Consider the following 25,878-nt stretch of genomic DNA (forward strand, 5'->3'; position numbering starts at 1 on the left):
GGGGCTCGCCTATCGTTCGGTGCCGGGGACGCGGCTGCGGGCATAGCGCGCGGCGAGGTCCCCGAGGATGTCGCGGTGGGAGCGGCCTTCGGCGAGGCCGTCGCGGATGAGGCGCGACGCGTCGGCCTGGAAGGCGATGTAGCCATCATGGCGCGGCCGCACATAGGCCGCCTCCAGGGTCTGCGCGGTCGCGGCATAGAAGCCGCCCCAGCGCGCGTTCACCTCGGCGTCGTGCCAGGCCTCGCGCCGGCTCGGCTGGCCGTCGTGGGCCGGGATGAAGCCGACCTGCGCGTTCGCCCCCAGCAGCCAGCGCAGATGGTCGAGCAGCGCCGGGGTCACGGCGCAGCGGCGCGAGACGCCGATGCCGGTGCCGCCCAGCGTCGAGCCGGGCCGGCCGCCCGCCGCCGCGCGCGGGGCGTCGGAGAAGGCGATGGGCCGGGCAGCGCCGTCGCGCGGGGCGGCGTAGTTCACATAGCCGTAGATCAGCGGGCACAGCGCCACGTCGTCGTGCGCCGCCATGTGGCCGAGGATGCCGATGGGGTTCTTGTCGCGCACCACCATCGGCGAGCGGGCGGCGAGGCGCGCCATTAGGTCGAGCACCGTTTCGCCGGTCTGGTCCGAGACCAGCACGTCCGGGTCCGCCACCGCCGGCGGCTCGCCCATCGCCGCGGCGATGGAGAGGAAGGTGAGGCAGGCGTGCGGGCCGGCGAGCGAGAGCGCCACCGGCGCGCGCTCCGAAAGGGCGATGACGTCGTCCCAGGTGGCGGGGGCGGGGCCGTCCACGAGGTCGGCCCGGCGCGCCATCACCTGCGTCGCCGCGTCCAGCGGCAGTGCCCAGTGCACGCCCGCGAAGCGGTAGCTCGACAGGCTGGGGCCGATGCTGTCGCGCTCCAGCGCCGCGATCTCCTCGGGCGAGAACAGGTCCTGCAGCGGCACCAGGCAGCCCTTGGCCACCGCCTCGCCCACATGGGGATGGTCCAGGACGACGAGGTCGTAGCGGGCGCACAGGTCGTCGATGGGATGGGCCTCGAACCCCTCCAGCGGCTGCTTCTCCCAGGTCACGGAGAGGCCGCCCGCGGGGTCGAGCCGCGCCGCCGCGGCGGCGAGCGCGTTGAAGCCGCGCGGATGGTCCCAGGTGAGGCCGCGATAGTCCATGGCGCTCAGCTCTCCGCCACCGCGCCGGCGGCCAGTAGGCGGGCGATGTCCGCCTCCGAATAGCCCGCCTCCGCCAGAACCTGGCGCGAGTGCTCGCCGGCGAGCGGGGCGCCGCGCGCCACCTGCGAGGGGGTCTTGGAGAATCTGATCGGGAAGCCCGGCGTCGTCACTCGGCCTTCGGTTGGGTGGTCGTAGGTGACGAAGGTGCCGTTGTGGGCCACCTGCGGGTCGCTCACCAGGTCCTCGTAGCCATAGACCGGGCCCGCCCACACGTCCGCGGCGCGGAAGATGTCGAGCCATTCGGCGCTGGTCTTGCCGGTGAGCTTGGCGCGGGTCTTCGCGAAGATGTCGTCGCGCTGCGTCCAGCTGTCCACCTCGTCGCTCATGGCGAGGAAAGCGGGCTCGCCGATCAGCTCGCCCAAGAGCTTGAGCGAAGGGAAGGCGAGGACGATGAAGCCGTCCGCGGTCGCGAACACGCCGTAGGGCGCGCGGATATAGACGTGGGCATGCGGCTCGGCGGAGCGCACCTGCGGCTTGCCGGCCACCGTGAACACGGACAGTTCCTGCATCTGCAGCGTGGTGATGGCGTCGAGCATGTTGACCTGCACCAGCTGCCCCTCGCCGGTGCGCTCGCGGTGGAGGAGCGCTGCGAGCACGCCCTCGAACGCGGTGTAGGCGGTGACGGCATCCACCAGATACTGCCCCGCCGGGGTCGGCGGCTCGCCGGCGCGGCCGGCCGAGAGCATGGCGCCGGACATGCCCTGGAGCAGCAGGTCCTGGCCCGGACGCTGGGTATAGGGGCCGCTCTCGCCATAGCCGGAAATCGAGCAGTAGACGAGCTTGGGGTTGATCGCCGACAGCGTCTCGTAGTCGACGCCGAGCCGCTTGGCGACGCCGGGCCGGTAGTTCTGGAGGAACACGTCGGCGCTCTTCACGAGGTCGAGCAGCACCGCCTTGCCCTCGGGCGACTTCAGGTCCACCGCCAGCGAGCGCTTGTTGCGGTTGAGCGAGAGGAACGAGACGTTGATGCGGTTGCCGCCCGCGCCGCCCGCCGCCACATGGCGCTGCCACTCGCCGGTGACCGGCTCGACCTTCACCACGTCGGCGCCGAGGTCGCCCAGCCGCTGGGCGGCGAACGGCCCGGCCATGGCGATCGAGCAGTCGAGCACGCGATACCCGGAAAGAACGTTACGCTTGCTGTCCATGCCTCGTAATCCTTGGCCTCGTCATCCTTGGGGTCCGCCCCGGCAAGGATGTGATCTCTTGAAGGGGGCGCCTCAGGGGGCGGTGCGCGGGGTGTCCGTCGCGGCCTCGCTTGGGGCGATGAAATTGCGGTTCCAGGTGGGGCTGATGAGGATCTCGTTGACGCAGGCGCGCGGCGGCATCTCGCACACCGCGCGGATCATCCGCGCCACGTCGGAAGGGTCGAGGAGGCGCGCCAGTTCCTCGGGCGGCGGCGGCGCCGGGCGCTTCGCCAGGATGTCGGTCGCGACCTCGCCCGGCATCACCACGCAGGCGCGGATGCCGTTGGCGCACTCCTCCATGTTGAGCGAGTGGCCGAGCGCGACGAGGCCGTGCTTGGTGGCGTTGTAGGCCGGGCCGCCGAGCTTCACCGCATGGCGTCCGACCCAGGACGAGACGATTACCACCAGCCCGCCGCCCGCGCTGCGCATGCTCGGCAGCACGGCGGAGACGGCATACATCACGCCGCTGAGATTGACGGCGACGATCCTGTCCCAGGATGGGATGTCGAGGTCGGCGAAGGCGCGGTTGGGCACGTTGATGCCGGCGCTCGCGACCATGATGTCCAAGGTGCCGTGCGTTGTGGCGATCTCGGCGCCGGCGCGGGCGACGGCCTGTGCGTCGGCGACGTCGAGGGGAAGGGCGTCGGCGTGGCCGCCCGCCGTGCGGATGCCGGCGGCCACGCGGTCGAGTTCCGCCGCGCGGCGGCCGGAGACGATCACGTGCGCGCCCGCCTCGGCCAGCGCCCGCGCGGTCGCCTCGCCGATGCCGCTGCCGCCGCCGGTGATCCAGGCGGTCTTGCCTTTGAGCGTGCCGGTGGCCGTCATGGCCGCATCTTCCTCTCCCCGGCGCGGCGGCATTCCGCCCGCGCGTCCTGCGGCTCTTCCCGGCCGTGCCGGGCGTCTGATTGATGCAGAGTGACCGCTAACGTGAGCGATAACATGCAGGCCGAACGGAGCGCAAGAGGCGAGCGGTGGGAAAGGCTCCGTTCGAAGCGGAGGCGCCGCCTGAACTCCCTCTCCTGGGGGGAGAGGGTTGGGGTGAGGGGCGCCGCCGGCGGAGGGACATCGTGGCGTCAGACGTCGCGTGCCGTCCCCCCAACCCTCTCCCCGCCGGGAGAGCGCGCCACCACGGCAAGCAGGCGCGCGGGGAAAGGGGCGCGCGATGGGGGCGGTGCTTCGGATTGAATTTTCGGGGGACCGCGACCGGCCGGCGGCGCCGAACCCTCTCCCGCTTGCGGGGGAGGGCAGGGAGGGGGCAGGCCTGTGCGCACGCCGGACGCCGGTGAATTCTGCACCCTCCCGGCCCCCTTCACCAGTCTTCCCCGCCGTGCCTTCCTCCTCCCCAACTCTCCCCCGCACGCGGGAGAGGGGGCGGGTTCGCGCCAAGCTTGAAGGCAGACGCCCCCTGGCGCCTCTGGATTAGCGATAACGCCACCGCTAACATCTCCGTTGCCGCCGCTGCTGCGCCGCAGCACGCCCGGGCGGCGCGGCGCGCATGGGTTTCGCACCGGGAAGGGGTTTGGTGGACGTGTCAGAGAACGGGCGAGGGCCGGCGCCAAGAGCGGTTTCCCGGCGCAGGTCCGCCACGCGCGCCGTCACCATGGCGGACGTGGCGCAGGCGGCGGAGGTCTCCACCCAGACCGTGTCCCGCGCCTTGCGCGACCCGCGCAGCGTCGGGCCGGAGACGCTGGCGCGGATCGAGAAGGCGGTGCGCGAGACGCGCTACGTACAGAACTACGCCGCGAGCCACCTCGCCTCGAACCGCTCCATGACGGTGGCGGCGATCATCCCCACCATCTCCACCTCGATCTTCGCCGAGACCATCCAGGGCCTGACCGACGTGCTGCTGCCGGAGGGCTACCAGGTGTTCCTCGGCCACACCGACTACACCACCGCGCGGGAGGAGGCGCTGGTGCGCTCGCTCGCGGGGCGGCGGCCGGACGGCTTCTTCATCATCGGCACGAAGCACACCCAGGAGGCGACCGATATCCTCAAGCGCACCGGCGTGCCGGTTGTGGAAAGCTGGAGCTGGACGCCGCGCCCCATCGACCTGCTGGTCGGCTTCTCGAACGCGGCGGCCATGATGGAGGTGGTCGACCACCTGGTGGCGCGCGGCTATCGCCGGCTGACCTTCGCCGGCATGATCAAGCCCGGCGACCACCGCGCCAAGGACCGCCTGAAAGGCTTCCTCGATGCGCACGGGCGGCATTTTCCCGGCGTCGAGCCGCGCGTCGTCACCACCACGTCCGGGCCCATGGTCATGGAGGCCGGCGTGGAGCTTCTGGAGCGCGTGCGCCGCGACCATCCGGAAACCGACGCCGTGGTGTTCGCCAGCGACGTGCTCGCCTCCGGCGCGCTGCTGAAGTGCGCGGCGCTCGGCGTGCGCGTGCCGCAGGACCTCGCCATCACCGGCTTCGGCAATTACGACATCGCCGCCCACCTGGTGCCCGGCCTCACCACCATCGCCATCGCCAGCCGGACCATCGGCATGGAGGCGGCGCGCCTGCTGCTGCGGCGCATGCAGGGCGAGGAGGTGGCGGCGCGCATGGTGGATGTGGGCTTCCAGCTTCTGGCACGCGGCAGCACCTGAGCGCGCCGGGCGGGATCGCGGCGGCCCGGAGGAAGTCGCCCGGCAGGGCTTGCGGGGAGCGGGGTTGCGGGATATTATCTCAATAAGTAATGAGATATTGAAATGTCTGTCACCGAGGCCGAAGCCCTCGCCGCCTTCGCGGCGCTCTCCCAGGAAACGCGGCTTGCCATCGTGCGGCTGCTGGTGCGCGCCGGCCCCGAGGGCATGCCCGCCGGCGCGGTCGGCGAGGCGCTCGGCGGCGCGTCCTCGTCGCGCCTGTCGTTCCATCTCGCCCACCTCGAACAGGCGGGCCTCGTGCGCTCGCGGCGCGAGGGGCGTTCGATCATCTACAGCGCGGTCTATCCGACGCTGTCCGGGCTCGTCGCCTTCCTGATGCGCGACTGCTGCGACGGGCATCCGGAAGTCTGCGCGCCGGCCGTGGCCGCGCTCGCCTGCGCCTGCGATTCCAGTTCCAAGTCAAAGCCTGAGCCAGAGGCCACCAATGCCTGATCCCGCCGCCGCGCCCGTCTACAACGTGCTGTTCCTGTGCACCGGCAATTCCGCCCGCTCGATCCTTGCAGAGGGCATCCTGGCGAAGGACGGCGCGGGACGGTTCCGCGCCTTCTCCGCCGGCAGCGCCCCCAAGGGCCAGGTGAACCCGCTCGCGATCGAAACCCTCAAGGGCTTCGGATATCCGGCCGAGGGCTTCCGGTCGAAGAGCTGGCTGGAATTCGCCGAGGCGGGGGCGCCGGTGATGGATTTCGTCTTCACGGTCTGCGACAGCGCGGCGGGCGAAGCCTGCCCGGTCTGGCCCGGGCAGCCCATGACCGCCCATTGGGGCATCGAGGACCCCGCGGCGGTGCACGGCAGCGACGTGGAGAAGGAGGCCGCCTTCAACGCCGCCTTCCGCTATCTCAAGAACCGCATCTCGGTGTTTGCGGCGCTGCCCATCGCCAAGCTCGACCGGCTCGCCCTCGGCAGCCGGCTGCGCGAGATCGGCCAGCTGGACGGGGCGACGTCGCGCCGCCCGGACGTGGCGTGAGCGCGGCCATGGACGTCGTCATCTATCACAACCCGGCGTGCGGCACCTCGCGCAACACGCTGGCCATGATCCGCAATGCCGGCATCGAGCCGCGCGTGGTCGAGTATCTGAAGACGCCCCCGGCGCGCGCCGTGCTGGCCGACCTCATCACCCGCGCCGGCCTCACGGTGCGCGCCGCGCTGCGCGAGAAGGGTACGCCCTATGCTGAGCTCGGCCTCGACGATCCGGCGCTCTCCGACGACGCGCTGCTCGATGCGATGATGGCCCATCCCATCCTCATCAACCGGCCCATCGTCGTGTCGCCCCTGGGCGTGCGCCTGTGCCGTCCGTCCGAACGGGTCCTCGACCTGCTGCCGCCGCAGCAGGGCCCATTCGCGAAGGAGGACGGCGAACAGGTGGTGGACGATGCCGGCCGCCAGATCACCGGCTGAACCCTCGGAGCGCTGTGATGTCCCTTTTCGAACGGTATCTCACCGTGTGGGTCGGCCTGTGCATCGTCGTCGGCGTGGCGCTCGGCCACCTGATGCCGGCGGTGTTCCACGCCATCGGTGCCGTGGAGATCGCGCAGGTCAACCTGCCGGTGGCGGTGCTGATCTGGCTGATGATCGTGCCCATGCTGCTGCGCATCGACTTCGCCGCGCTTGGCGAGGTGGGCCGGCACTGGCGTGGCATCGGCGTCACCTTGTTCGTCAACTGGGCGGTGAAGCCGTTCTCCATGGCGCTCCTCGGCTGGGTGTTCATCGGCTGGCTGTTCCGCCCCCTCTTGCCGGCGGGTGAGATCGACAGCTACATCGCCGGCCTCATCATCCTCGCCGCCGCGCCGTGCACCGCCATGGTGTTCGTGTGGTCGAACCTGACCAAGGGCGAGCCGCACTTCACCCTGTCGCAGGTGGCGCTCAACGACGCCATCATGGTGGTGGCCTTCGCCCCTATCGTCGCCTTGCTGCTGGGGCTTTCCGCCATCACGGTGCCGTGGGGCACGCTGGTTCTGTCCGTGGGGCTCTACATCGTCATCCCGGTGATCGCGGCGCAAGCGCTGCGCCGCGGGCTGCTGGCGCGCGGCGGGCAGGCGGCGCTCGACGCGGTGCTCGCCCGGCTGGGGCCGCTCTCGCTCGGGGCGCTGCTGGCGACCTTGGTGCTGCTGTTTGGCTTCCAGGGCGAGGCGATCATCGCCCAGCCGCTGGTGATCGCGCTCCTGGCGGTGCCGATCCTGATCCAGGTCTATTTCAATGCCGGCCTGGCCTATGTGCTGAACCGGATGGCGGGCGAGGCGCATTGCGTCGCCGGCCCCTCGGCCCTCATCGGTGCCTCGAACTTCTTCGAGCTGGCGGTGGCGGCGGCCATCGCTTTGTTCGGCTTCAGCTCGGGTGCCGCGCTCGCCACCGTGGTGGGCGTGCTGATCGAGGTGCCGGTGATGCTGTCGGTGGTGTGGATCGTCAACCGCTCGAAGGACTGGTACGAGGCCGGCGCGCCGGCCCGCCGCGCCGAGGGCGCGCGCTCGCGGCCCTGAGCGCGCCGCGCCTCATTGCAGATAGAGGATCCAGCCGGCCGCCAGCAGCAGGCACAGCAGCGAGGTGGGCACGCCCGCTTTGGCGAACTCGGCGAAGCCGATGGTGATGCCGTTCTTCTTGCCCTGCTCGGCGACGATGATGCCGGCGAGGCTGCCGAAGATCACGGCGTTGGACGAGAACCCGGTGCCGAGTGCGATGGCCGCGCCCAGCGCCTCGGGCTGCGCCGCGCCGGTCAGGAAGGGGGCGGCCAGCATCACGGCGGGGTTGTTGCCGACGATGTTGGACACCACCGACATGATGATGAGCATCGACATCGGGTCGTGCAGGTTGAAGCCGACCGAGCGCAGCCACCCGATCAGCTCCTGCGGCAGCCCGGTGGCGGCGACCGCCGCGTTGACGATGAACAGGCCGATCAGCATCACCAGCAGGTCGCCGTCCACGAGGCCGATGAGCTTCTGCGATTCCACGCGCCGGCTCACCAGCAGGATGCTCGCGCCCAGAAGCGCGATCAGCATGTGCGGCCAGTCGGTCGCCACGAAGCCGACGATCACGGCGGCGGTCACGACGAACGCCTTCACGGTCTCGCCGACGTCGAGCGGTTGCGGCGGGGCGACGCGCGTCGCGCCGGTCCCGGCGAGCTCCCAGCGGCCCCTGTAGAACAGCACCAGGACGCCCCAGATCACCGGCAGGCCGACCAGCGAGGGCAGCGCCGCGAGCTTCATGAAGCCGAGGAAGGAGAGGTGCAGCGTCTCGGCGGCGATCATGTTCTGCGGGCTGCCGATCAGGGTGGCCGAAGAGCCCACATTGGCGGCGAAGCAGAAGGCGAGCAGGAATGGCACCGGGTTGAGCCGCCGCGCGAGGCAGATCTGGCAGAAGATCGGCGTCATCGCCACCACCACCACGTCGTTGGTGAGCAGCGCCGACAGGCCGGCGGAGACGGCGATGACGATGGCGAGCAGCGCCTGCGGGCCGACCTTGGCGGCGCCGACCGCCCGCGCCGCATAGTCATAGAAGCCGGAGACCGAGAATGCGGCGGAGATGATCATGAGGCCGGCCAGCAGGCCGAGGGCGTTGTAGTCGATCGACTGCCAGGCCGCCGCCGGCGCGATGATGCCGAGGGCGATGAGCAGCATCGCCCCGACCAGCGCCGCGCCGGTCCGGTCGAGCCGGAAGAAGGGCAGGTGGCCGACCCCCATGGCGACATAGACGAGGACGAAGATCGTGAGGGTCAGGTCCATGGGCGCCGCGACGGGAGAGGGATTGAACCGCGCAAGCGGCCTGCCCCCGGAGGCTTCCGGATGCAGGCCGCTGCCGCATGATGGCGATCAGGTCTCCGCCGCCGAGGGGCGCCAGAGGTCGAAGGTCAGGCCTTGGGCGCCCATGGCCATCCGGGGGCGGCCAAGGCCGCGGCCCAAGCCGGGGATCAGGCCCTGCCGCTGCGATCCATGTTCCAGAAGTTGAAGGCCTGCTCGCCGTACATCGCGGTGTCGAGGCCCTTCTCCTGCAGCGCTTCGGACACCCGGAGCACGCCCATCCCGTCCAGCACCTTGAGCAGGATGAAGGTGACGAGGCAGGCATAGGCCGCGACGACGGCGACCGCGAGCGCCTGGACGCCGAGCTGGTGCGCGCCGGCGGACACCTGGTTGATCTGCGCGCTCGCCAGCACGCCGATCAGCAGCGCGCCGGTCATGCCGCCGACGCCGTGGGCGCGCCAGACCTCGAGCGAATCGTCGATCTTCAGCCAGCTCTGCACGTGCTTGGCGTGGTAGCACACGGTGGCGCCGATGGCGCCGATGGCGAGCGCTGCCATGGGCTCCACATAGCCGGAGGCGGGGGTGATGGTGGCAAGGCCCGCCACCGCGCCCACCAGCACGCCCGAGAAGGACGGCCGGCCCTTCTCGCGCCACTCCCAGAACATCCACACCAGCATGGCGATGGAGCCGGCCAGCATGGTGTTGGTGAAGGCGTAGGCCGCGAGCGCGTCGGCCGCATAGGCGCCACCGGCATTGAAGCCGAACCAGCCGAACCAGAGCAGGCCGGCGCCGAGCGCCACCAGCGGAAGGCTCGCGGGCTCGGATTCGCTCTCGCCCGGCGCCAGCTTGCGCTTGCCGAGAAACGCCGCCGTCACCAGCGCCGAGAAGCCGGCGGCGGTGTGGATGACGATGCCGCCGGCGAAGTCGACGACGCCCAGCTTGGCCAGGAAGCCGCCGCCCCAGACCCAGTGCGCCGCCGGCAGGTAGACCAGGATGGTCCACAAGGCGACGAAGGCGAGGTAGGCGCCGAAGCGGAAGCGCCCCACGAACGCGCCGGTCATCAGCGCCGGGGTGATGATGGCGAACATCATCTGGTAGGCGAACACCATGATGAAGGGGATGGTCGGCCCCATCGCCGGGTTGGGCGCGACGCCCACGCCGTACATGCCGAAATAGGGCGCGATGTTGCCGATGACGCCGCCGATGTCGGGGCCGAAGGCGAGGCTGAAACCGCCGAACACCCAGATCAGCCCGACCACGCCCATGCAGACGAAGTTCTGAATCATGATCGACAGCATGTCGCGCTGCTTGACCAGGCCGCCGTAGAACAGGGCCAGAGCCGGGGTCATCATGCACACCAGCGCGGTGCACAGGAGGATGAAGGCAGTATTGCCGGCACTGATGCTTGGCATGGGCGTTTCCTTCCTGAAGGCCGCCGTGCGGCGGTGCGGATGACCGGGTGCGGATGACCGGGTGCGGGAGGCCGGACGGAGCGGGGCGCGCCCGCCCCGTCCGGCGCGTCAGTGCGCGGAGGGCTGCGCGGGCGCCGCGGCCGTGCCGGCCGTGGCGTCGTGGACCATATGGCCGGAAACCGGCCGGTGCGGATGCGGCGCCAGGAGCTTCTTCGGCGCGATGAACAGATACATGGTCAGCACGTAGGGCGCGGTGAAGGAGGGGATGCCCGCGGGCGCCACCATCACGTCCAGCGCGCCCTGCACGAACACCGTCACCACCGTCGCCAGCAGAGCATAGGCGATGACCCGGGGATGCGGCTTGAGGAAGATCACGCCCACCGCCATGGCGGTCAGCACCGGGCTGAAGCCGTAGAGCCCCTGGCTCACCACCGCCGGGTCGGCACCCATGCCGATGGAAACCGCCATGGCCACCAGCGATCCTCCTATGGCGGCGATGCCGGCCGGCACGGAAGCGACGAGGATGCCGGCGAGGATGATGACGCCGCTGATCCAGCTCCCGAGCAGATAGACCTGGGCGATGTTGCGGAAGAAGATCTCTACCAGCTCCATCGGCGCCGGGATGGCGGCGACGCCCTGCACATAGTCGGTGGCGAGCTTCGGCGCGTCGCCGGTCACATGGAGCCCGCCGAACGAATAGGCGCCGGCGACCATCAGCCAGCCGGTGAGTACGAACGGGCCGGTGGAGCCGGGGATATCCCACTTGGCGGTCAGCGTCGCGCTGAAGGCGGCGGTGAACACCGTGCTCGCCGCCGCGCCCACCACCACATAGACCCACAGCTGCGGCGAGGCGGCGATGAAGGTGGGCAGCGCCGCCCCCACCAGCACGCCGTTGAAGCCGTAGAGGCCGGAGGAGGCCGAGGCGTCGTCGCACTCCATCACCCGCGCGGTGGCGGTCGCCACCACCACGCCGAGCGCCGCGCCGATGGTGGTTGCCCACACGCCGGAGGCGTAGGAGGCAAAGGCCATCGCGGCGAAGAACAGGACGCCGGTGAGCGCGTTCTCCATGAAGAAGACCTGGCTCGTGCCGCGCAGCGCTTGGATTGCGAAGTTGGCTTTCGGCTCTGACATGGTCGCCCCCCTTAGAGCGGTTTTGAGCGAAGGTGCTCCCGTTTCACATGAAGAGAATGCGCAAGGTCAAAAATCCCGGTCAGCGCCACAGCGACGGCTGCGGCAGCGCGCGTCCGCGCGCCTCCTCGCGCACGATGCTCCAGAACCGGCGCACCTCCTGGCGCACGTCGTAGGTCTCCATGCCCACGGCGCGCAGCATCAGGCCGGCCCCATTCGGCAGGCGGCTCACCCCGGAGATCGCGCGCGGCGCGTCGGGCGGGAAATGGGTCTCGAAGCGGTCCTTGATGCGCGCGGCGACGTCCGGCGGCGCGAGGCACATGATGTTGGCGAAAGCGTCGTAGCCGCGCATCACCGCCGGCAGGTCGATGGTCTGGTCGTCCTTCTCGATCAGGATCTTCTCGGCGAACAGCTTGCGCCCGTCCGGCCGGCGCACCGCCACGGCGACCGACAGGAGGTCGAGGCCGAAGCGCTCATCCGCATGGTGGTGCTTGCGCCCTGCCAGCATCATCTCGCCATAGAGCAGCGTCGCGTCCTCGGCGATGACGATGTCGGTCTGGTTGATGAAGCGGGAACTGCGGTAGGGGATGGTGAAGTCGGGCAGGTATTCGAGATAGGCGCCGGCCTCCAGCGTCACCGTCTGGTGCTGCGAGGCGTAGTTCGCGTCCATCTGGTGGACCCGGTTGGCGCTCTGCGTGGTGACGTGCGCGCATGCCCCGGCGCCCACATGGATGTCGATCTTGTAGCGGTCGCCCTGGAGGATGCCGCCGCCGATGGAGATGATGGAGCAGATCGGCAGCTCCGGCATCGCCTCGTCCCAATAGAGCGCCTGCTGCACCAGAAGCGGCGTCACGCGGTAAAGGTCGGCGAGCACGGAGCGACCATTGCGCAGCAGGAAGCCGAGCCGCAGCTCGCCCACCTTGCCCGGCGCGGCGGCGCGCATCTGCGCCGGCTCGGTCTGGTAGCCGGTCAGTTCGCGGGCCGCATCCAGGCGGGCGAGGTGCTCGTGGAGCGCCATGGTGTCAGGCATCCGCCTTGGCGGGCGGCGTGACCTTCACGTCGAACAGCGCCATGTCGAGGATCAGGCGGATCAGGTCGTCGATGCCCTCGCCGGTCTTGCAGTTGGTGAAGATGAAGGGCTTCTTGCCGCGCATCAGCTTCGAGTCGCGGTCCATCACCTCCAGGCTCGCGCCCACATAGGGGGCGAGGTCCTTCTTGTTGATGACGAGGATGTCCGACTGGCACACCCCGGCGCCGTTCTTGCGCGGGATCTTGTCGCCGGCGGCGACGTCGATCACGTAGATGTAGAAGTCGGCCAGCGCCGGGCTGAAGGTGAGCGTGAGGTTGTCGCCACCGGATTCGATCAGGATCACGTCGCTGTCGGGATACTTCTCCTCCAGTTCCTCCACCGCGGCGATGTTCATGGAGGGGTCCTCGCGCACCGCGGTGTGCGGGCAGGCGCCGGTCTCCACGCCGACGATCTTCTCCTCCACCAGCACGCCCTTCAGGGTGCGGCGCACCTGCTTGGCGTCCTCGGTCGTCACCACGTCGTTGGTGATGATGAGCGGCTTGATGCCGAGGTCGATGAGGCGCGGCGTGATGGTCTCGATGACCGCCGTCTTGCCGGAGCCGACCGGGCCGCCGATGCCGATGCGGGTGATCTTCTTCATAAGACGTTTCCTTTGCCGATGCCGCGCTCAGTTCATGAACAGGCGGACATGGGTGGTGGTGTGGTGCGCGACGAGCACGTCGAAGACGGGGGCGAAGGACGCCATCTCGTCGAGCGCGAGGTCGCGCACCGCCTGATAGTCGTCCGCGACGCGCCCCTGCGCCGTGGACAGGATGCGCTGGGTGTCGAGATGGTCGATCCGCATCAGCCGCAGCGCGGCGCTGAGGATCATGGAGGCGATGCCGTACTGGTGCATCACGAACGCCTCGATTTCGTCGACCCCCATGTGCGCCAGCGCCAGCGCCTGGCCCACCGGCAGGCAGCCGGGGGTCTGCTCCGCCCTGATGGCGTCGAGCCAGCGCGCGAGGCCGGGGGAGGGCATGATCTTCAGCACCAGCTCGGCGAATTTCTTGCCGACGCGGGTGAGCATCATCTGCTGCTCCTCGCCCACGCGCCGGCAGTAGAGCTCGCGGTCGATCTCGACGATCGCGCCGTCGTCGCCGGCCAGCGCCGCGCGGTGCGCGTGAAGGAGGGCGATGCCGTCCATCCGGGCGCTCTGGCGCAGGATCAGCTCCACATAGGCGAGAAGGCTGTCCGGATCGCGGACGATGCCGGTCTGGAGCGCGGATTCGAGGCCGTTCGAGAAGGCGAAGGAGCCGATGGGGAGGGTCGAATCCGAGAACTGCAGCAGGCGCGCCAGATGCACCATGCCGGAGGAGGCGCCGCGCTTCCCGCTTGGGGCCGTCATCCCTTCACCGGCGACTTGGCAGGCCCGTGGGAATGCGAATGGCCATGCGAGTGGCCATGGGCATGGTCGTGATCGTGATCGTGGTGGTGGTGATCGTGGTCGTGGTCGTGGCCATGGGTGTGGTCATGGTCATGCGCATGCACATGATCGTGGACGTGCGAATGCGCGTGCCCGTGCTCATGGCCGTGCGAATGAGAATGAGAGTGAGAATGGGAATGCGCGTGGCTGTGCGCATCCGCCTGTGTGGCGGCGGACCCATGGGCTCCGTGATGGTGGTGCGGCGTCGCGTCGGCGCCGGCGAACAGCAGGCGCACCTCGCGGGCGTCGAGCTTCGCGGCGATCTCCTCGCCGGGGGCGAAGCGGGTCTTCACGTGCTCGAAGGCATGGGTGCGCATCACTGAGGCCATCACCTTCTGGTCCACCGAGAGCGGCACATAGACGGTGGAGCCCTTGATGACCGCCGGCCAGTGCTGGTTGCCGAGGCCGTGGCCGAGCTCAAAGCAGGTGCGCAGAATCTCGGTGGGCGAGAGCTTTTCAAGGCCCTCCAGTTCGATCACCAGCACGTCCTTCAGCGCGATGCGCGCGGCGACGATGATCCCGGCCGCCTCGTCATAATGCAGCACGTCGCCGTCGTGCAGGTGCTCCGAGCGCGGCAGGGAGATGGCCAGCTCGACGCCGCCCTCGCTCGCCTTGCGCAGCCGGTTCTTCGGCGCCTCCCACTGCTCCAGCACCAGAAGGTCCACCGCGGCGCCGCGCGCGCGCTGCTGCCACAGCGGATCGCTGAGGTTTCCGAGCGTGGTTTCGACAAGAATCATGAATTCCTCCGAGGGGCCGGCGTCACGCGCGGCGCAGGCGCGCGGCAGCCTGAAGGCCGAGCCAGGTGAGGCCGTAGCCGATGACGAGACTTGCGAGAATGTAGAGCAGCGACAGGCCGAGCTGGCCCGGCCGGTGCATTTCCGAATAGGCGCCGAAGATGAAGCTGGAGAAGGTGGACATGCCACCGCAGAAGCCGGTCGAGATCAGCAGCGCCACGTGATCCGGCACCCGGCGCGCCGCATGGAGGCCGAAGACCAGGCCGAGCAGGAACGCGGCGAGCATGTTGGCGGCGAAGATGTCGACCGGAAACGCCGTGCTGTAGCGCCCGAACAACAGCATGAACATCTCGCGGCCCATGGCGCCGAGCCCGCCGCCGACGAACACCAGGACTGCCGGATGCCCCATGCTCTCCTCCCTAGGCCCGCGCCAGCGCGACGCCGGCGGCGGCGGCCAGGAGGCCGGCGCCGACCGAGGCGGCGAGATAGACCACGGCGAGAGCATGCCGCCGCGCCGATGCCATCTGGACCGCATCGAGCTGCATGGTGCTGAAGGTGGTGTAGCCGCCGAGCAGGCCGGTAAGCACCAGCGACGAGATGACATCGCCGTAGCGATGCTCCCAGCCGATGGCCAGCAACGCCGAGATGTAGGCGAGCACGAATGCGCCGGAGACATTGATGAGGAAGGTCCCGGCCTTGAACGGCGAGGCGATATACCGGTCGACGAAGCGGCCGACCTGCCAGCGTAGCAGGGAGCCGGTCCCCCCGCCCACGCCGATCCACAGGATGTCGCTTGTTTCCATCGTCTGATGCCGCCCGGACGGATGCGGAGGGGCGGACCCCTCCGCGGTCAATTGTGGCTCAGCTGAAGAAATAGAGCTGGCCGAGCGGCAGGCGCTTGGCCGGCTCGATCGTGGCGTGCTTGCCGTCCACGGTCACGGCGAAGGTCTCCGGATTGACCTCGATCACCGGCATGGCGGTGTTGCGCACCATGGAGCTCTTGGTGATGGTGCGCGTGCCGTAGACCGGGACGACCTGGGACTTGAGCTGGTAGCGCTCGACGATGCCGTCCTCAACGCCCGCATGGGAGGTGAACGTCACCCGGGTCTTGGGCAGCGCCGAGCCCATGGCGCCGAACATCGGCCGGTAGATCACCGGCTGGGGCGTCGGCAGGGAGGCGTTGGGATCGCCCATGAGCGCCCACGAGATCATGCCGCCCTTGATGACCATCTTCGGCTTGGCGCCGAAGAAGGCCGGCTCCCACAGCACGAGGTCGGCCATCTTGCCCACCTCCACCGAGCCGATCACGTGGCTGACGCCCTGGGCGATCGCCGGGTTGATCGTGACCTTGGCGACGAAGCGCAGGACGCGCTCGTTGTCGTTGCCCGAGCTGTCGCCCTCATAGGCGCCCATGCGCTGCTTCATGAGGTCGGCGGTCTGGATGGTGCGCACCCAGTTCTCGCCGACGCGGCCCATGGCCTGGCTGTCGCTGGAGAGGATCGAGATCGCCCCGAGATCGTGCAGCACGTTCTCGGCCGCGATGGTCTCGGCCCGCACGCGGCTCTCGGCGAACGCCACGTCGGTCGGGATCTTCGGGCTGAGGTTGTGGCAGATCATGGTCATGTCGAACAATTCGGCCTGCGAGTTGATCCCGTAGGGCAGGGTCGGATTGGTCGAGGAGGGGATGACGTTCGAGAGCGCTGCCACGCGGATGATGTCGGGGGCATGGCCGCCGCCGGCGCCTTCCGTGTGGTAGGTGTGGATCGTGCGCCCCTCGAAGGCGGCGATGGTGTTCTCCACGAAGCCGGACTCGTTGAGCGTGTCGGTGTGGATGCAGACCTGGATGTCGTAATTGTCCGCCACCGTCAAAGCGGCGCGGATCGCGGCCGGGGTCGATCCCCAGTCCTCGTGGATCTTGAGCCCCATGGCGCCGGCGCGGATCTGCTCCTCCAGCGGCAGCGCGGCGGAGCCGTTGCCCTTGCCGAGCACGCCCGCATTCACCGGCCACGCATCGAACGAGCGGAGCATCATCTCGATGTTCCACGTGCCGGGCGTGATGGTGGTGCCGTTGGTGCCGTCGCTCGGGCCGATGCCGCCGCCGAACAGCGTAGTCACGCCGTTGGAGAGCGCGGCCTCGGCCTGCTGCGGCGAGATGAAGTGCACGTGGGCGTCGATGCCGCCGGCGGTGAGGATGAGGTGCTCGCCGGAGATGGCGTCGGTGCCCGGGCCGAGCGCGAGGCCGGGGGTGACGCCCGACATGGTGGACGGGTTGCCGGCCTTGCCGATGGCGCAGATCAGCCCGTTCTTGATGCCGAGATCGGCCTTGATGATGCCCTGGCGGGCATCGACGATCGTGACGTTGGTGATGACGAGATCGGGCGCGCCGGCCGCGCTGGTCAGCTCGTTGTCATAGCCCATGCCGTCGCGCAGCGTCTTGCCGCCGCCATAGACCGCCTCTTCGCCATAGACCCGCAGGTCCTGCTCGATCTCGATGTAGAGATCGGTGTCCGCGAGGCGGATCTTGTCACCCGTCGTGGGGCCGTAGAGGTCCGAATATTGCTGCCTCGAGATCTTCGCCATCTCAACGCTCCATTCCCTGATTATTGCGGCGCGTCACGACTTGCTCTTGAACCCGTAGCGCTTGGCGCGCTCCAGAGCATCCGCCAGGCGCGGGCGATAGTCGTTGTAGTTCTCGTCGCCGACCCACCCGTTGACGAGACCGTTGAAGCCGAGCACCCGCTGCTTGCCCTGGAAGGGCACGAGCACGACTTCCTTCTCGTCGCCCGGCTCAAACCTGAGCGCGGTGGTCGCGGGAATGTCGAGGCGCTTGCCGAACGCCTGCTCGCGGTCGAACTCCAGCGCGGCGTTCACCTCGAAGAAATGGAAGTGCGAGCCCACCTGGATGGGACGGTCGCCAGTGTTGCGGACCTTGAGGGTCGTCGTCGGATAGCCGGCGTTCAGCTCGATGTCGCCCGCCGCGAGAACGAGGCCGCCGACCGGGGTCTTCTTCGAATCGCTGTTCATGGTGCGCCGCTCCCGCTGGTCTACTTGATCGGGTCGTGCACGGTGACGAGGCGGCTGCCGTCGGTGAACACCGCCTCCACCTGCACGTAGGGGATCATCTCGGCGACGCCGTCCATGACGTCGTCGCGGGTGATGGTCTTGCTGGCGATCTCCATCACCTCCTCCACGGTCTTGCCCGCGCGGGCGCCGTCCAGCGCAGCGACGGAGATCAGCGACACCGTCTCAGGATGATTCAGCTTCAGGCCCTGGTCCTTCCGCTTCTGCGCGACCTGGGCGAGCATGTAGATCATAAGCTTATCGATCTCTCGGGGGGTAAAATGCACCGGCCGCCTCCTCTTGTTTACCTGCGGTTGCGGTACGCGCCTTGCGCGCGCATGTCGCCGAAAGCTGACGTAGTATAACAGGGCACCGTCTGGATGTCCTCCCAGTGGGTTCATCCCACCCATTTTTCAATCATTTAAGCGATATTCACGCGTTGCGACACATCAAATGTCGCAATCATCGTTGGAATGAGCCCATCGGCCGGGAAAATCCATACCCCGTCTGGGATATGATTATCCTGCGTCCACAAGTAATAGCGTATGATGATTTCATCATTGCTTCATACTTTGACGCGATTGCCGCGGCGGCGGGGCGCCGCCAGGAGTTGCAGGGCCAGCGCCGCCACCCCGCGCCGAGGCCGGTTCAGCCGCTGCTGGCGCGCCGCTCGGCCGGGGCTTCAAGCGCGAAGGCGGCCTCGAAGGCGCCCGCCGGCATCGGCCTGCCGAACAGGTAGCCTTGGCCTTCCGCGCACCGCCTTGCCGCGAGGTGCGCCCGCTGGTCCTCTGTTTCGATGCCCTCGGCGGTGATGGAGAGGCCAAGCTCGCGCCCGATGCCGATGATGGCGCCGGCGACTGCGGCCTCCCGCGGCGACTGGAGCATCCGGCCGACGAAGCTCCGGTCGATCTTGATGCGGGTCAGGGGATACTGGGTCAGCATGCTGAGCGATGCATAGCCGGTGCCGAAGTCGTCGAAGGCGATGCCGATGCCCATCGCCCTGAGCCGGTGCAGGGCCTCCAGCACCGCGTCGTCGCCCGACAGCACGATGTTCTCGGTGAGTTCCAGCTCCAGGGCCTCGGGCGCGAGCCCGTGCCGTCCGAGCGCCTGGCTCACGTCGCGGACAAGGTCGCCGGCGTGGAACTGGGCGCCGAAGATGTTCACCGCCATGCGGAAATCCCCGGCGCCGCTGCGCATCCAGCGCGCGGCCTGGGCGCAGGCCTCGTCGATCACCCAGGTGCCCACGGCGCCCACGAGGCGTCCCTTCTCAAGCTGCGGCAGGAAGGCGGCCGGGGTCAGCAGCCCGCGGGTGGGGTGGATCCAGCGGATCAGCGCTTCGGCGCCGGTCAGCGCGCCATCGGCCAGCCGCACCTGCGGCTGGTAGAAGAGCACGAACTCGCCGCGCGCCGCCGCCCGGTGCAGGTCCAGGCAATAGACGCGCCGCTCCATCGCCGCCGAGCGCAGGTCCGGCGTATAGACCGCGCGCCCTCCGGCGCCCCCCGCCTTGGCCTGGTTCAGCGCCAGGTCGGCATTGCCGATGAGCGTGACCGGCTCCACAGTGTGCGCCGGCGACAGCGCGACGCCGCAGCTCGCGGTGACGCGGACTTCCTGGCCGGTGAGCGGGACGGCGATGGCGATGGCCTCCTGGAGGCGCGCCGCCAGCGCCAGGGCCGCGGCGTCCTGCGCCAGGGGGGCGAGGACCGCGAACTCGTCCCCGCCGAGCCGGGCGACAGCGAGGGCGTCAGCGTCGGCGCCGTCTCGCAGCCGATGTGCGGCCAGCTGGAGAATCTCGTCGCCCAGGTCCGGCCCGAGGATGCTGTTGATGTCCTTGAAGCCGTCGAGGTCCACGAGGATGACCGCCGCCGCCGTGCCGTGCAGCAGCGCCTGCTCGACCTTTCGGTAGAATTGCGCGCGGTCGTCGAGGCCGGTCAGGGGATCGATGCCCGCCGTCCGGGGCGGACCGAAGGCGGCGGGGTCGGGGCGGTTCTCCGGCAGCGGCGCCTCGCTGGCGCAGACGTCGATGCGCCGCAGCTCGAGCCGGTCCTCCGCCATGCGGGCCAGCTCGACGAGGCGCGCCTCGTCCTCGGCGGTGAAGATGCGGGACGCCTTGGAATCGATGACGCACAGCACGCCGAGCGCGTGCCCGTCCAGTGACCGCAGCGGGATGCCGGCATAGAACCGGATGCCATCGTCGCCGGTAACCAGGGGATTGTCGTGGAAGCGCTCGTCGGTACGGGCATCGGGCACGACCATGACGCCCTGCTGCAGGATCGCATGGGCGCAGAACGACACGTCGCGGCTCATGTCCACCTCGTCGATGCCGGTGCTCGCGGCAAAGAACACGTGGTCGTGGCCGATCATGTTCACCAATGCGAACTTGGCGTCGAACATGCGCGCGGCGATCCGAACCACCGGTTCGAGTTCGGGCAAGGGGCGCTCGTCGGCGAAACCGTAATGGCGCAGGGCGACAAGGCGTTCCGCCTCGCTCGGGGGTAGGACCGGGCATCTCATGGGATTGGCTCCCAGCTTCTGTCGCGAGACGGCCCCCACCCGCCGCAGCACGATGGATGAGAATAATAAATCCCCGCCGCCGCGATTGACAACCCTGGGCTGCGTTCCGCTAGGTGGACCTTCTGGGGTCCGCCGGCCCTACGGGGGCTGGTCGATGGAGGTGGGCCAGGTGCCATCCGCCATCAGGCGCCGGCTGATGACGCGCAGCGCCTTCGACACCTCCTTCATGGCGAGGCTCATGGGCCGCACCGAGGTCACGCCGAGGCACAGCAGGCGCCGGATCTCGGGGCGCACGATGCGGCTCACCGACAGTTCGCCCCGGCTCACCTCCTCGGCCACCGCATAGGTGGGCAGGATGGTGTAGAGCCGGCTGCGCGCGCACACGTCCTTCATGGTGATGATGGTCTCCACCTCGATCCGGATGTCGAGCGTGAAGCCGAACCGGCGCGCGTGCTGGTCGAGGCGGATGCGCAGTTCGCTCGGCAGGCCCGGCAGCACGAAGGGCAGGCCGTCGAGGTTGCGGAAGTCGATGGTGCGCGCGCTCGTCACCGGGTCGCCCGCCGGCCCCACGAGGTGCATGTCGAAGCGGCCGAGCTGCTCCTCGCGGATGTCCGCGCGCTTGTAGCGGTTGAGCACGGTCAGATCGATGCGGCCCACGTTGCGGTATTCGTCCATCAGGCCGGAGAACGCCTCGATCACGTGCAGGTGCACGCCGGGGGCGCTCTCGCGCAGGTGCTCGAACAATTCGCTCACCAGCGGGCGCCCCACCGAATGCAGCACGCCCAGCTTGACGATGCCGGTCGGCACGTTGGCGGATTCTCGCGCCTCCATGGCGAGCCGCTCGGCCTGGTCGAGCAGCGCGCGCGCCTTCGGCTCCACCATCTCGCCGAGCCGCGTCAGCACCACGCCGCGTCCGGTGCGGTGGAACAGCATGCCGCCGCACTCCTCCTCCAGGAGGGCGATCTGCCGGCTCAAGGCGGAGGGGGCGATCTCCAGAAGCTGGGCCGCCTTGGCGAGGCTGCCCACGCGCGCAACCGCACTGAAATACTGCCACCGCTTAAGGTCCATCGGTCACCGGAATTCTGATTTTTCGACATCTGAAATCGCAATCCTGACACTTCACGTGCCCCCGGGCCATCGTAAAACTCACGGCCCAGAGGAAACGTGCCCATGCGGCAGAATGAGAAGAATGTGACCAGCACGGTGGCGGTCGCGGTCGACGGGGGGATCGCCACCCTCGCGATCGATCGGCCGGAAGCGAGCAACGCCCTCGACGACGCGGTGCGGCGCGACTTCACCGCCGCCCTGCGGGCGCTGGCGGCGGACGCGGCCGTCGCGGCCGTGGTCCTCACCGGCACCGGGCGCAGCTTCTGCGCCGGCCAGGACCTGCGCGAGGCGGCGGCGCTGGACGCCGCGCGCGTGCCGGCGTGGCAGGCGGCGCAGAAGGCCATGTTCCAGTCCATCCGCGACCTGGAGAAGCCGTGCGTCGCGGCGCTGAACGGGGCGGCGGCGGGCGCCGGCTTCCAGGTGGCGCTGTGCGCCGACATCCGCGTCGCCCATGCCGGCGTGCGCATGGGCCAGCCGGAGGTGAAGGCCGGCATCGCCAGCATCGTCGGGTCCTATCTCATGACGCTCCATCTCGGCCTGTCGAGGAACGTGGACCTCTCCCTGCGCGGCGCGCTGATCGGCGGCGCCGAGGCGCAGGCGCTCGGGCTCGTGCACGAGCTGGTCGCGCCCGAGGAGGTGCTGCCGACGGCCCGCCGCATCGCCCGCGAGATGGCGGACCTGCCCGAGCTTGCCTTCCGCCTCTCCAAGCGGCGCTTCCGGGAGATGACGCAGGCCGGCTTCGACGCCGCCTGCGCGGCCGGCGCGCGCGCCCAGGCCGAATGCTTCGCCGCCGGCGTGCCCCAGCGCGTGCTCGCCGCGCGCCTCGCGGAGCGCGCGCGATGACCCGCGCCCCACGCCCCGACGACCATCTGCTGCACGCTTGCATCGCGGCCCATGCCGCGGCCCAGCCGGACAAGCCGGCCATCGTCTGGTACGGGCAGACGATCACCTACGGCGCGCTGCACCGGCTGATCGAGGGCTGCGCGGCGCTGCTCGCGCGCCGCGGCGTCGGCAAGGGCGACCGGGTGGTGCTGTTCATGCAGAACTGCCCGCAATACATCGTCGCGCATTTCGGCATCCAGCGCCTCGGCGCCATCGTCTGCCCGTGCAGCCCGCTCTACAAGGCGCACGAACTCGCCTACCAGATCGCCGATCTGGAGCCGAAGGCGCTCATCGCCGCCGACGACCTGCTGCCGGTGGTCGCGGCGGTCGCCGCCGAGACGCCGGTCGGCCAGGTGCTGCTGGTGAACCACGCGGACCTTCTGCCCGACGCGCCGACCTACCCGGTGCCGCCGCAGCTCCAGGCCGCAGCGCGGGCGATCCCGCCGGAGCAGGACTTCCTCGCGCTGATCGCGGCCGAGGCGGACGCGCCCCCGGCACCGTCCATCGCGCCGGACGACGTGGCGATGATCATCTACACCTCCGGCACCACGGGCCGGCCCAAGGGGGCGATGATCGGCCACCGCAGCGTCGTCTTCAAAAGCGCCGGCGCGGTGGCCTTCATGGACATGCGGGCGGACGACGTGCACCTGTCGATCCCGCCGCTCTACCACATCTCCGGCATGCTCTGCGGCTTCGACATCCCGCTGATCTCGGGCGCGACGCTGGTGCTGCATTTCCGGTTCGATGCGGCGGCCGCCATGGCCTCCATCGCGCGCCACAAGGTCACCTACTGGAAGAGCATCTCCCCCATGCTGGTGGCCTGCATGGGCCATGAGGGGGAGCGCTGGGATCTTTCCTCGCTGCGCATCACCACCGCCACCAGCTTCGGCGTGCGCGCGACGCCCGAGATGTCGGCGCGCTGGGCCGCCTTCACCGGCGGCTGCACCGTGAGCGAATCCGGCTACGGCATGACCGAGACCCACACCTTCGACGCCATGATGCCGCGCGACGCGGTGAAATGGGGGCCGGTGGGCACGCTCATGCCCGGCGTGGGCTGCCGCATCGTCGATCCCGCCACCGGCCGCGACATGCCGCCGGGCGCCGAGGGCGAAATCCTGCTGAAGAGCCCCGGCAATTTCCTCGGCTACTGGCGCCAGCCCGAGAAGACGCGCGAGACCCTGCGCGACGGCTGGGTCCATACCGGCGACATCGGCACCCTCGACGCGGACGGCTACCTCTCCTGGCTCGGGCGCTACAAGGAACTCATCAAGGTCTCCGGCTACAGCGTCTTCCCGGAGGACGTGGAGATCATCCTCATGCGCCACCCTCAGGTGGAGCGGGCCGCCGTGCTCGGCGTGCCGCATCCCACCAAGGGCGAGGTGGTGAACGCGGTGGTGATCCGCCGCGGCGAGGGGGCGGGCCTCACCGCCGAGGCGCTTGCCGCCTGGTGCCGGGACAACATGGCGCCCTACAAGGTGCCCCAGCGCATCGCCTTCCGCGACGCCCTGCCCATGACGGCGTCGGGCAAGGTGATCCGCGGCGCGCTCCTGAAGGAGCTGGCATGAGCGCCCGGCCGCTGGTCCTGCTCACCAATCCCATGCATCCGGAGCCGCAGGCGCGGCTCGCGGCCCACGCGGACGTGCGCCTCGCACCCGCCACCGACGCGCAGACGCTGGCCCGCGCGGCGCTGGATGCGGACATCGTCATCGTGCGCGCGCCGCTGCCGCCGGAGGCGCTGGCCGGCGCGCGGCTGCGCGGCGCCATTCGCCACGGCGCCGGGGTCGACATGATCCCAGTCGAGGAGGCGAGCCGGCTGGGCATCGCGGTCGCCAACGTGCCCGGCGTCAACGCTGTCTCGGTGGCGGAATATGCGGTCGGCCAGATCATCGCGCTGACCCACCGGCTGCGCCGCATCGACGCGACGCTGCGCGCCGAGGGCTGGGCTGCCGCCCGCGCCCTCACCGACGGCACGCACGAAGTCGCGGGCCGCACCATCGGCATCGTCGGCCTCGGCGCCATCGGCCGCGAGGTGGCGCGCATCTGCCATTTCGGCCTCGGCGCGAAGGTGCTCGGCGCCCGGCGCTCGGACGCGCCGATGCCCGATCATGTGGAGCCGGAGACGCTGGAGGACCTGTTCGCCCGCTCCGATGTGGTGGTGCTCGCCTGCCCCCTGAACGAGAGCACGCGCGGCCTTGTCGGCGCGGGCCTGTTCGGGCGCATGAAGCCGGGCAGCTACCTCGTCAACGTGGCGCGCGGGCCGGTGGTGGACGAGGCGGCGCTGATCGCGGCGCTCACCGACGGGCCGCTCGCCGGCGCGGCACTCGACGTGTTCGCCGAGCAGCCGCTGCCGGCCGCCTCGCCGCTCCTCGCCATGCCGCACGTGATCCTCTCCGCCCACCTCGCGGGCCTCACCGACGACGCCATGCGGCGCATGGGGGAGGGGGCGGTCGACCAGGCGCTCCAGCTCCTCAGGGGCGAACTGCCCCGCCATCTGTTCAACCCTGAGGCGGAAGTGGCCATCCGCGCCCGCCTGCAAGAATTGGGACCGAGATGAAGATCAAGTCCGTCCTCGCCCGCTGGGTGCATGTGCCCATCCCCTACGAGCAGCAGCACGTCTCCGACTTCGGCCGGGTCGCCTCGTTCGACTGCGTGCTGGTGCGCATCGAGACCGCGTGCGGCCTTGTCGGTTATGGCGAGGCGAAGGAGGAGGTGGGCAGCGAGGGCAACAGTCATGCCTTGGTGGCGCTCATCAACAACAAGTATGCCCCCGCTCTGGTGGGCGAGGACCCGCGCGACATCTCCCGGCTGTGGGAGGTGATGTACAACGGCTGCCGCGCCCATTACGCGCTGGCCGAGGGGCATGTGTTCCCGATCCTCGGGCGGCGCGGCGTCTCGGTCTCCGCCATCAGCGGCGTCGACCTCGCTCTGTGGGACATCCTCGGCAAGAGCCTCGGCGCGCCGGTGTGGCGGCTGCTCGGCGGGCGCAAGGCCGCGCGCATGCCGGCCTATGCCTCGGGCGGCTGGGCGGACGAGGACGGCATCGGGCGCCAGCTCATGGGCTATGTGGAGCGCGGCGGCTTCAAGGCGGTGAAGATGCGGGTCGGCGTGATCGACGGCGACCCGGTGAACTCCGCCCGCCGGGTGCGCGCCGCCCGCCAAGCGCTCGGCCCGGACATCGGCCTCGCCTGCGATGCCCACGGCACCTACACGGTGGCGCAGGCCAAGCGCTTCTGCCGGATGGTGGAGGACCAGAACCTGATGTGGTTCGAGGAGCCGGTGACCGCCGACGACAAGCGCGGCATGGCCGAGGTGCGGGTGTCCAGTTCGGTGCCGATCGCCGCGGGCGAGAGCGAGTTCAACCGCTTCGACTTCCGCGACCTGGCCGAGCTGCGGGCCGCCGACGTGTTCCAGCCCGACCTCGCCATCTGCGGCGGCATAACCGAGGCCATGCGCATCGGCGCCATCGCCTCGGCCTTCAACCTGCGGCTCGCGCCGCATCTGTGGACCGGCGCGCTCGCCTTCGCCGCCGGCCTCCATGTCTCCGCCGCCTCGCCGGCGGGGTGGATTCTCGAATACTCGCTCGGCGCCAATCCGCTGCTGCACGATTTGGCCGAGGAGACATTCACGGTGGTCGACGGGATGCTCGACATCCCCGACCGCCCGGGCCTCGGCGTGACCGTGCGGGAAGCGTTCGCCGAGCGCCACGCCATCGCCTGATCCGGCCGGGACCGGATTTGGCGGGATAGGGCGGGATTTCGCGGGATCTGGCCGGGAC

Annotated in this window: 25 protein-coding genes and 1 pseudogene; 9 read left to right on the forward strand and 17 right to left on the reverse strand. The window is 69.7% G+C overall.

Translation table 11 applies throughout. The features are described from left to right. Positions 1-9: 9 nt before the first annotated feature. The 3 genes from D9R14_RS19715 to D9R14_RS19725 form a co-directional block, all read right to left on the reverse strand. On the reverse strand, positions 10-1,155 hold the full coding sequence (locus D9R14_RS19715) for an extracellular solute-binding protein (protein ID WP_121625068.1): 1,146 nt from the start codon (positions 1,153-1,155) through the stop codon (positions 10-12). Positions 1,156-1,160: 5 nt separating this feature from the next. Then, entirely contained in the window at positions 1,161-2,360 is a 1,200-nt protein-coding gene (locus D9R14_RS19720) for a CaiB/BaiF CoA transferase family protein (protein WP_121625069.1), read from the reverse strand. 72 nt (positions 2,361-2,432) lie between these two features. Continuing rightward, a complete protein-coding gene (locus D9R14_RS19725) occupies positions 2,433-3,224 on the reverse strand; it encodes an SDR family oxidoreductase (RefSeq protein WP_121625070.1) in 792 nt (263 codons plus the stop codon). 775 nt (positions 3,225-3,999) lie between these two features. Here D9R14_RS19725 and D9R14_RS19730 point away from each other — a divergent pair. The 5 genes from D9R14_RS19730 (at position 4,000) to arsB (ending at position 7,520) form a co-directional block, all read left to right on the forward strand. Then, a complete protein-coding gene (locus D9R14_RS19730; protein WP_245420906.1) occupies positions 4,000-4,989 on the forward strand; it encodes a LacI family DNA-binding transcriptional regulator in 990 nt (329 codons plus the stop codon). A gap of 102 nt (positions 4,990-5,091) precedes the next feature. Continuing rightward, positions 5,092-5,478 carry an ArsR/SmtB family transcription factor gene (locus D9R14_RS19735; RefSeq protein ID WP_121625071.1) on the forward strand — a complete coding sequence of 129 codons (387 nt, stop codon included), beginning with the start codon at positions 5,092-5,094 and terminating at the stop codon, positions 5,476-5,478. Then, complete coding sequence (locus D9R14_RS19740) at positions 5,471-6,010, forward strand: arsenate reductase ArsC (RefSeq protein WP_121625072.1); 540 nt, start codon at positions 5,471-5,473, stop codon at positions 6,008-6,010. Before D9R14_RS19735 ends, D9R14_RS19740 begins: the two co-directional genes overlap by 8 nt. An 8-nt stretch (positions 6,011-6,018) precedes the next feature. Then, the gene (arsC, locus tag D9R14_RS19745) at positions 6,019-6,441 is read left to right on the forward strand and encodes an arsenate reductase (glutaredoxin) (RefSeq protein WP_121625073.1); all 423 of its coding nucleotides are present in this window, start codon (positions 6,019-6,021) and stop codon (positions 6,439-6,441) included. Between the two features lie 17 nt (positions 6,442-6,458). Beyond that, positions 6,459-7,520 carry an ACR3 family arsenite efflux transporter gene (arsB, locus tag D9R14_RS19750; RefSeq protein ID WP_121625074.1) on the forward strand — a complete coding sequence of 354 codons (1,062 nt, stop codon included), beginning with the start codon at positions 6,459-6,461 and terminating at the stop codon, positions 7,518-7,520. A 12-nt stretch (positions 7,521-7,532) separates the two neighbouring features. On the opposite strand, the gene D9R14_RS19755 is transcribed toward arsB, so the two are convergent. The 14 genes and pseudogenes from D9R14_RS19755 to D9R14_RS19820 form a co-directional block, all read right to left on the reverse strand. After that, positions 7,533-8,759 (reverse strand): ArsB/NhaD family transporter, encoded by a 1,227-nt coding sequence (locus tag D9R14_RS19755; RefSeq protein WP_121625075.1) that lies wholly within the window; start codon positions 8,757-8,759, stop codon positions 7,533-7,535. Between the two features lie 185 nt (positions 8,760-8,944). Beyond that, positions 8,945-10,186 carry an ammonium transporter gene (locus tag D9R14_RS19760; RefSeq protein WP_121625076.1) on the reverse strand — a complete coding sequence of 414 codons (1,242 nt, stop codon included), beginning with the start codon at positions 10,184-10,186 and terminating at the stop codon, positions 8,945-8,947. Between the two features lie 108 nt (positions 10,187-10,294). Beyond that, the gene (yut, locus tag D9R14_RS19765) at positions 10,295-11,317 is read right to left on the reverse strand and encodes an urea transporter (protein ID WP_121625077.1); all 1,023 of its coding nucleotides are present in this window, start codon (positions 11,315-11,317) and stop codon (positions 10,295-10,297) included. Positions 11,318-11,396: 79 nt separating this feature from the next. After that, positions 11,397-12,332 (reverse strand): urease accessory protein UreD, encoded by a 936-nt coding sequence (locus D9R14_RS19770; protein ID WP_121625078.1) that lies wholly within the window; start codon positions 12,330-12,332, stop codon positions 11,397-11,399. A 4-nt stretch (positions 12,333-12,336) separates the two neighbouring features. Further along, the gene (gene ureG / locus D9R14_RS19775; protein ID WP_121625079.1) at positions 12,337-12,984 is read right to left on the reverse strand and encodes an urease accessory protein UreG; all 648 of its coding nucleotides are present in this window, start codon (positions 12,982-12,984) and stop codon (positions 12,337-12,339) included. A gap of 27 nt (positions 12,985-13,011) precedes the next feature. Continuing rightward, positions 13,012-13,692, reverse strand: a complete 681-nt coding sequence (locus D9R14_RS19780) for an urease accessory protein UreF (RefSeq protein WP_121625080.1) — start codon at positions 13,690-13,692, stop codon at positions 13,012-13,014. A gap of 164 nt (positions 13,693-13,856) precedes the next feature. After that, positions 13,857-14,546, reverse strand: a pseudogene (locus D9R14_RS19785) (urease accessory protein UreE); the annotation flags it as partial. 22 nt (positions 14,547-14,568) lie between these two features. Next, on the reverse strand, positions 14,569-14,952 hold the full coding sequence (locus D9R14_RS19790) for a CrcB family protein (protein WP_121625082.1): 384 nt from the start codon (positions 14,950-14,952) through the stop codon (positions 14,569-14,571). Positions 14,953-14,962: 10 nt separating this feature from the next. Beyond that, the gene (locus tag D9R14_RS19795; RefSeq protein ID WP_121625083.1) at positions 14,963-15,346 is read right to left on the reverse strand and encodes a fluoride efflux transporter FluC; all 384 of its coding nucleotides are present in this window, start codon (positions 15,344-15,346) and stop codon (positions 14,963-14,965) included. A 58-nt stretch (positions 15,347-15,404) separates the two neighbouring features. Beyond that, a complete protein-coding gene (locus tag D9R14_RS19800; RefSeq protein ID WP_121625084.1) occupies positions 15,405-17,123 on the reverse strand; it encodes an urease subunit alpha in 1,719 nt (572 codons plus the stop codon). 33 nt (positions 17,124-17,156) lie between these two features. Then, positions 17,157-17,567 (reverse strand): urease subunit beta, encoded by a 411-nt coding sequence (locus tag D9R14_RS19805; RefSeq protein ID WP_121625085.1) that lies wholly within the window; start codon positions 17,565-17,567, stop codon positions 17,157-17,159. A 20-nt stretch (positions 17,568-17,587) separates the two neighbouring features. Continuing rightward, positions 17,588-17,890 (reverse strand): urease subunit gamma, encoded by a 303-nt coding sequence (locus D9R14_RS19810; RefSeq protein ID WP_121625086.1) that lies wholly within the window; start codon positions 17,888-17,890, stop codon positions 17,588-17,590. A 361-nt stretch (positions 17,891-18,251) separates the two neighbouring features. Continuing rightward, a complete protein-coding gene (locus D9R14_RS19815) occupies positions 18,252-20,114 on the reverse strand; it encodes a putative bifunctional diguanylate cyclase/phosphodiesterase (RefSeq protein ID WP_121625087.1) in 1,863 nt (620 codons plus the stop codon). Positions 20,115-20,252: 138 nt separating this feature from the next. Next, entirely contained in the window at positions 20,253-21,182 is a 930-nt protein-coding gene (locus D9R14_RS19820; protein WP_121625088.1) for a LysR family transcriptional regulator, read from the reverse strand. A 102-nt stretch (positions 21,183-21,284) separates the two neighbouring features. On the opposite strand from D9R14_RS19820, the gene D9R14_RS19825 reads away from it, so the two are divergent. Genes D9R14_RS19825 through D9R14_RS19840 form a run of 4 tightly spaced genes read left to right on the forward strand, consistent with a single transcriptional unit; the run spans position 21,285 to position 25,820 of the window. Continuing rightward, positions 21,285-22,064 (forward strand): enoyl-CoA hydratase/isomerase family protein, encoded by a 780-nt coding sequence (locus D9R14_RS19825; RefSeq protein WP_121625089.1) that lies wholly within the window; start codon positions 21,285-21,287, stop codon positions 22,062-22,064. Then, entirely contained in the window at positions 22,061-23,668 is a 1,608-nt protein-coding gene (locus D9R14_RS19830; protein WP_121625090.1) for an AMP-binding protein, read from the forward strand. Before D9R14_RS19825 ends, D9R14_RS19830 begins: the two co-directional genes overlap by 4 nt. Continuing rightward, on the forward strand, positions 23,665-24,657 hold the full coding sequence (locus D9R14_RS19835) for an NAD(P)-dependent oxidoreductase (RefSeq protein WP_121625091.1): 993 nt from the start codon (positions 23,665-23,667) through the stop codon (positions 24,655-24,657). Before D9R14_RS19830 ends, D9R14_RS19835 begins: the two co-directional genes overlap by 4 nt. Beyond that, positions 24,654-25,820, forward strand: coding sequence for a mandelate racemase/muconate lactonizing enzyme family protein (locus tag D9R14_RS19840; protein WP_121625092.1), 1,167 nt, complete (start codon positions 24,654-24,656; stop codon positions 25,818-25,820). Before D9R14_RS19835 ends, D9R14_RS19840 begins: the two co-directional genes overlap by 4 nt. Positions 25,821-25,878: the final 58 nt, after the last annotated feature.

Source organism: Xanthobacter tagetidis (assembly GCF_003667445.1).
GTDB lineage: Bacteria > Pseudomonadota > Alphaproteobacteria > Rhizobiales > Xanthobacteraceae > Xanthobacter > Xanthobacter tagetidis.

Coding starts and splice junctions, on each gene's coding strand:
- D9R14_RS19715 (WP_121625068.1), bottom strand. CDS start 1,155: ATGGACTATCGCGGCCTCACCTGGGACCATCCGCGCGGCTTCAACGCG.
- D9R14_RS19720 (WP_121625069.1), bottom strand. CDS start 2,360: ATGGACAGCAAGCGTAACGTTCTTTCCGGGTATCGCGTGCTCGACTGC.
- D9R14_RS19725 (WP_121625070.1), bottom strand. CDS start 3,224: ATGACGGCCACCGGCACGCTCAAAGGCAAGACCGCCTGGATCACCGGC.
- D9R14_RS19730 (WP_245420906.1), top strand. CDS start 4,000: ATGGCGGACGTGGCGCAGGCGGCGGAGGTCTCCACCCAGACCGTGTCC.
- D9R14_RS19735 (WP_121625071.1), top strand. CDS start 5,092: ATGTCTGTCACCGAGGCCGAAGCCCTCGCCGCCTTCGCGGCGCTCTCC.
- D9R14_RS19740 (WP_121625072.1), top strand. CDS start 5,471: ATGCCTGATCCCGCCGCCGCGCCCGTCTACAACGTGCTGTTCCTGTGC.
- arsC (WP_121625073.1), top strand. CDS start 6,019: ATGGACGTCGTCATCTATCACAACCCGGCGTGCGGCACCTCGCGCAAC.
- arsB (WP_121625074.1), top strand. CDS start 6,459: ATGTCCCTTTTCGAACGGTATCTCACCGTGTGGGTCGGCCTGTGCATC.
- D9R14_RS19755 (WP_121625075.1), bottom strand. CDS start 8,759: ATGGACCTGACCCTCACGATCTTCGTCCTCGTCTATGTCGCCATGGGG.
- D9R14_RS19760 (WP_121625076.1), bottom strand. CDS start 10,186: ATGCCAAGCATCAGTGCCGGCAATACTGCCTTCATCCTCCTGTGCACC.
- yut (WP_121625077.1), bottom strand. CDS start 11,317: ATGTCAGAGCCGAAAGCCAACTTCGCAATCCAAGCGCTGCGCGGCACG.
- D9R14_RS19770 (WP_121625078.1), bottom strand. CDS start 12,332: ATGGCGCTCCACGAGCACCTCGCCCGCCTGGATGCGGCCCGCGAACTG.
- ureG (WP_121625079.1), bottom strand. CDS start 12,984: ATGAAGAAGATCACCCGCATCGGCATCGGCGGCCCGGTCGGCTCCGGC.
- D9R14_RS19780 (WP_121625080.1), bottom strand. CDS start 13,692: ATGGTGCATCTGGCGCGCCTGCTGCAGTTCTCGGATTCGACCCTCCCC.
- D9R14_RS19790 (WP_121625082.1), bottom strand. CDS start 14,952: ATGGGGCATCCGGCAGTCCTGGTGTTCGTCGGCGGCGGGCTCGGCGCC.
- D9R14_RS19795 (WP_121625083.1), bottom strand. CDS start 15,346: ATGGAAACAAGCGACATCCTGTGGATCGGCGTGGGCGGGGGGACCGGC.
- D9R14_RS19800 (WP_121625084.1), bottom strand. CDS start 17,123: ATGGCGAAGATCTCGAGGCAGCAATATTCGGACCTCTACGGCCCCACG.
- D9R14_RS19805 (WP_121625085.1), bottom strand. CDS start 17,567: ATGAACAGCGATTCGAAGAAGACCCCGGTCGGCGGCCTCGTTCTCGCG.
- D9R14_RS19815 (WP_121625087.1), bottom strand. CDS start 20,114: ATGAGATGCCCGGTCCTACCCCCGAGCGAGGCGGAACGCCTTGTCGCC.
- D9R14_RS19820 (WP_121625088.1), bottom strand. CDS start 21,182: ATGGACCTTAAGCGGTGGCAGTATTTCAGTGCGGTTGCGCGCGTGGGC.
- D9R14_RS19825 (WP_121625089.1), top strand. CDS start 21,285: ATGCGGCAGAATGAGAAGAATGTGACCAGCACGGTGGCGGTCGCGGTC.
- D9R14_RS19830 (WP_121625090.1), top strand. CDS start 22,061: ATGACCCGCGCCCCACGCCCCGACGACCATCTGCTGCACGCTTGCATC.
- D9R14_RS19835 (WP_121625091.1), top strand. CDS start 23,665: ATGAGCGCCCGGCCGCTGGTCCTGCTCACCAATCCCATGCATCCGGAG.
- D9R14_RS19840 (WP_121625092.1), top strand. CDS start 24,654: ATGAAGATCAAGTCCGTCCTCGCCCGCTGGGTGCATGTGCCCATCCCC.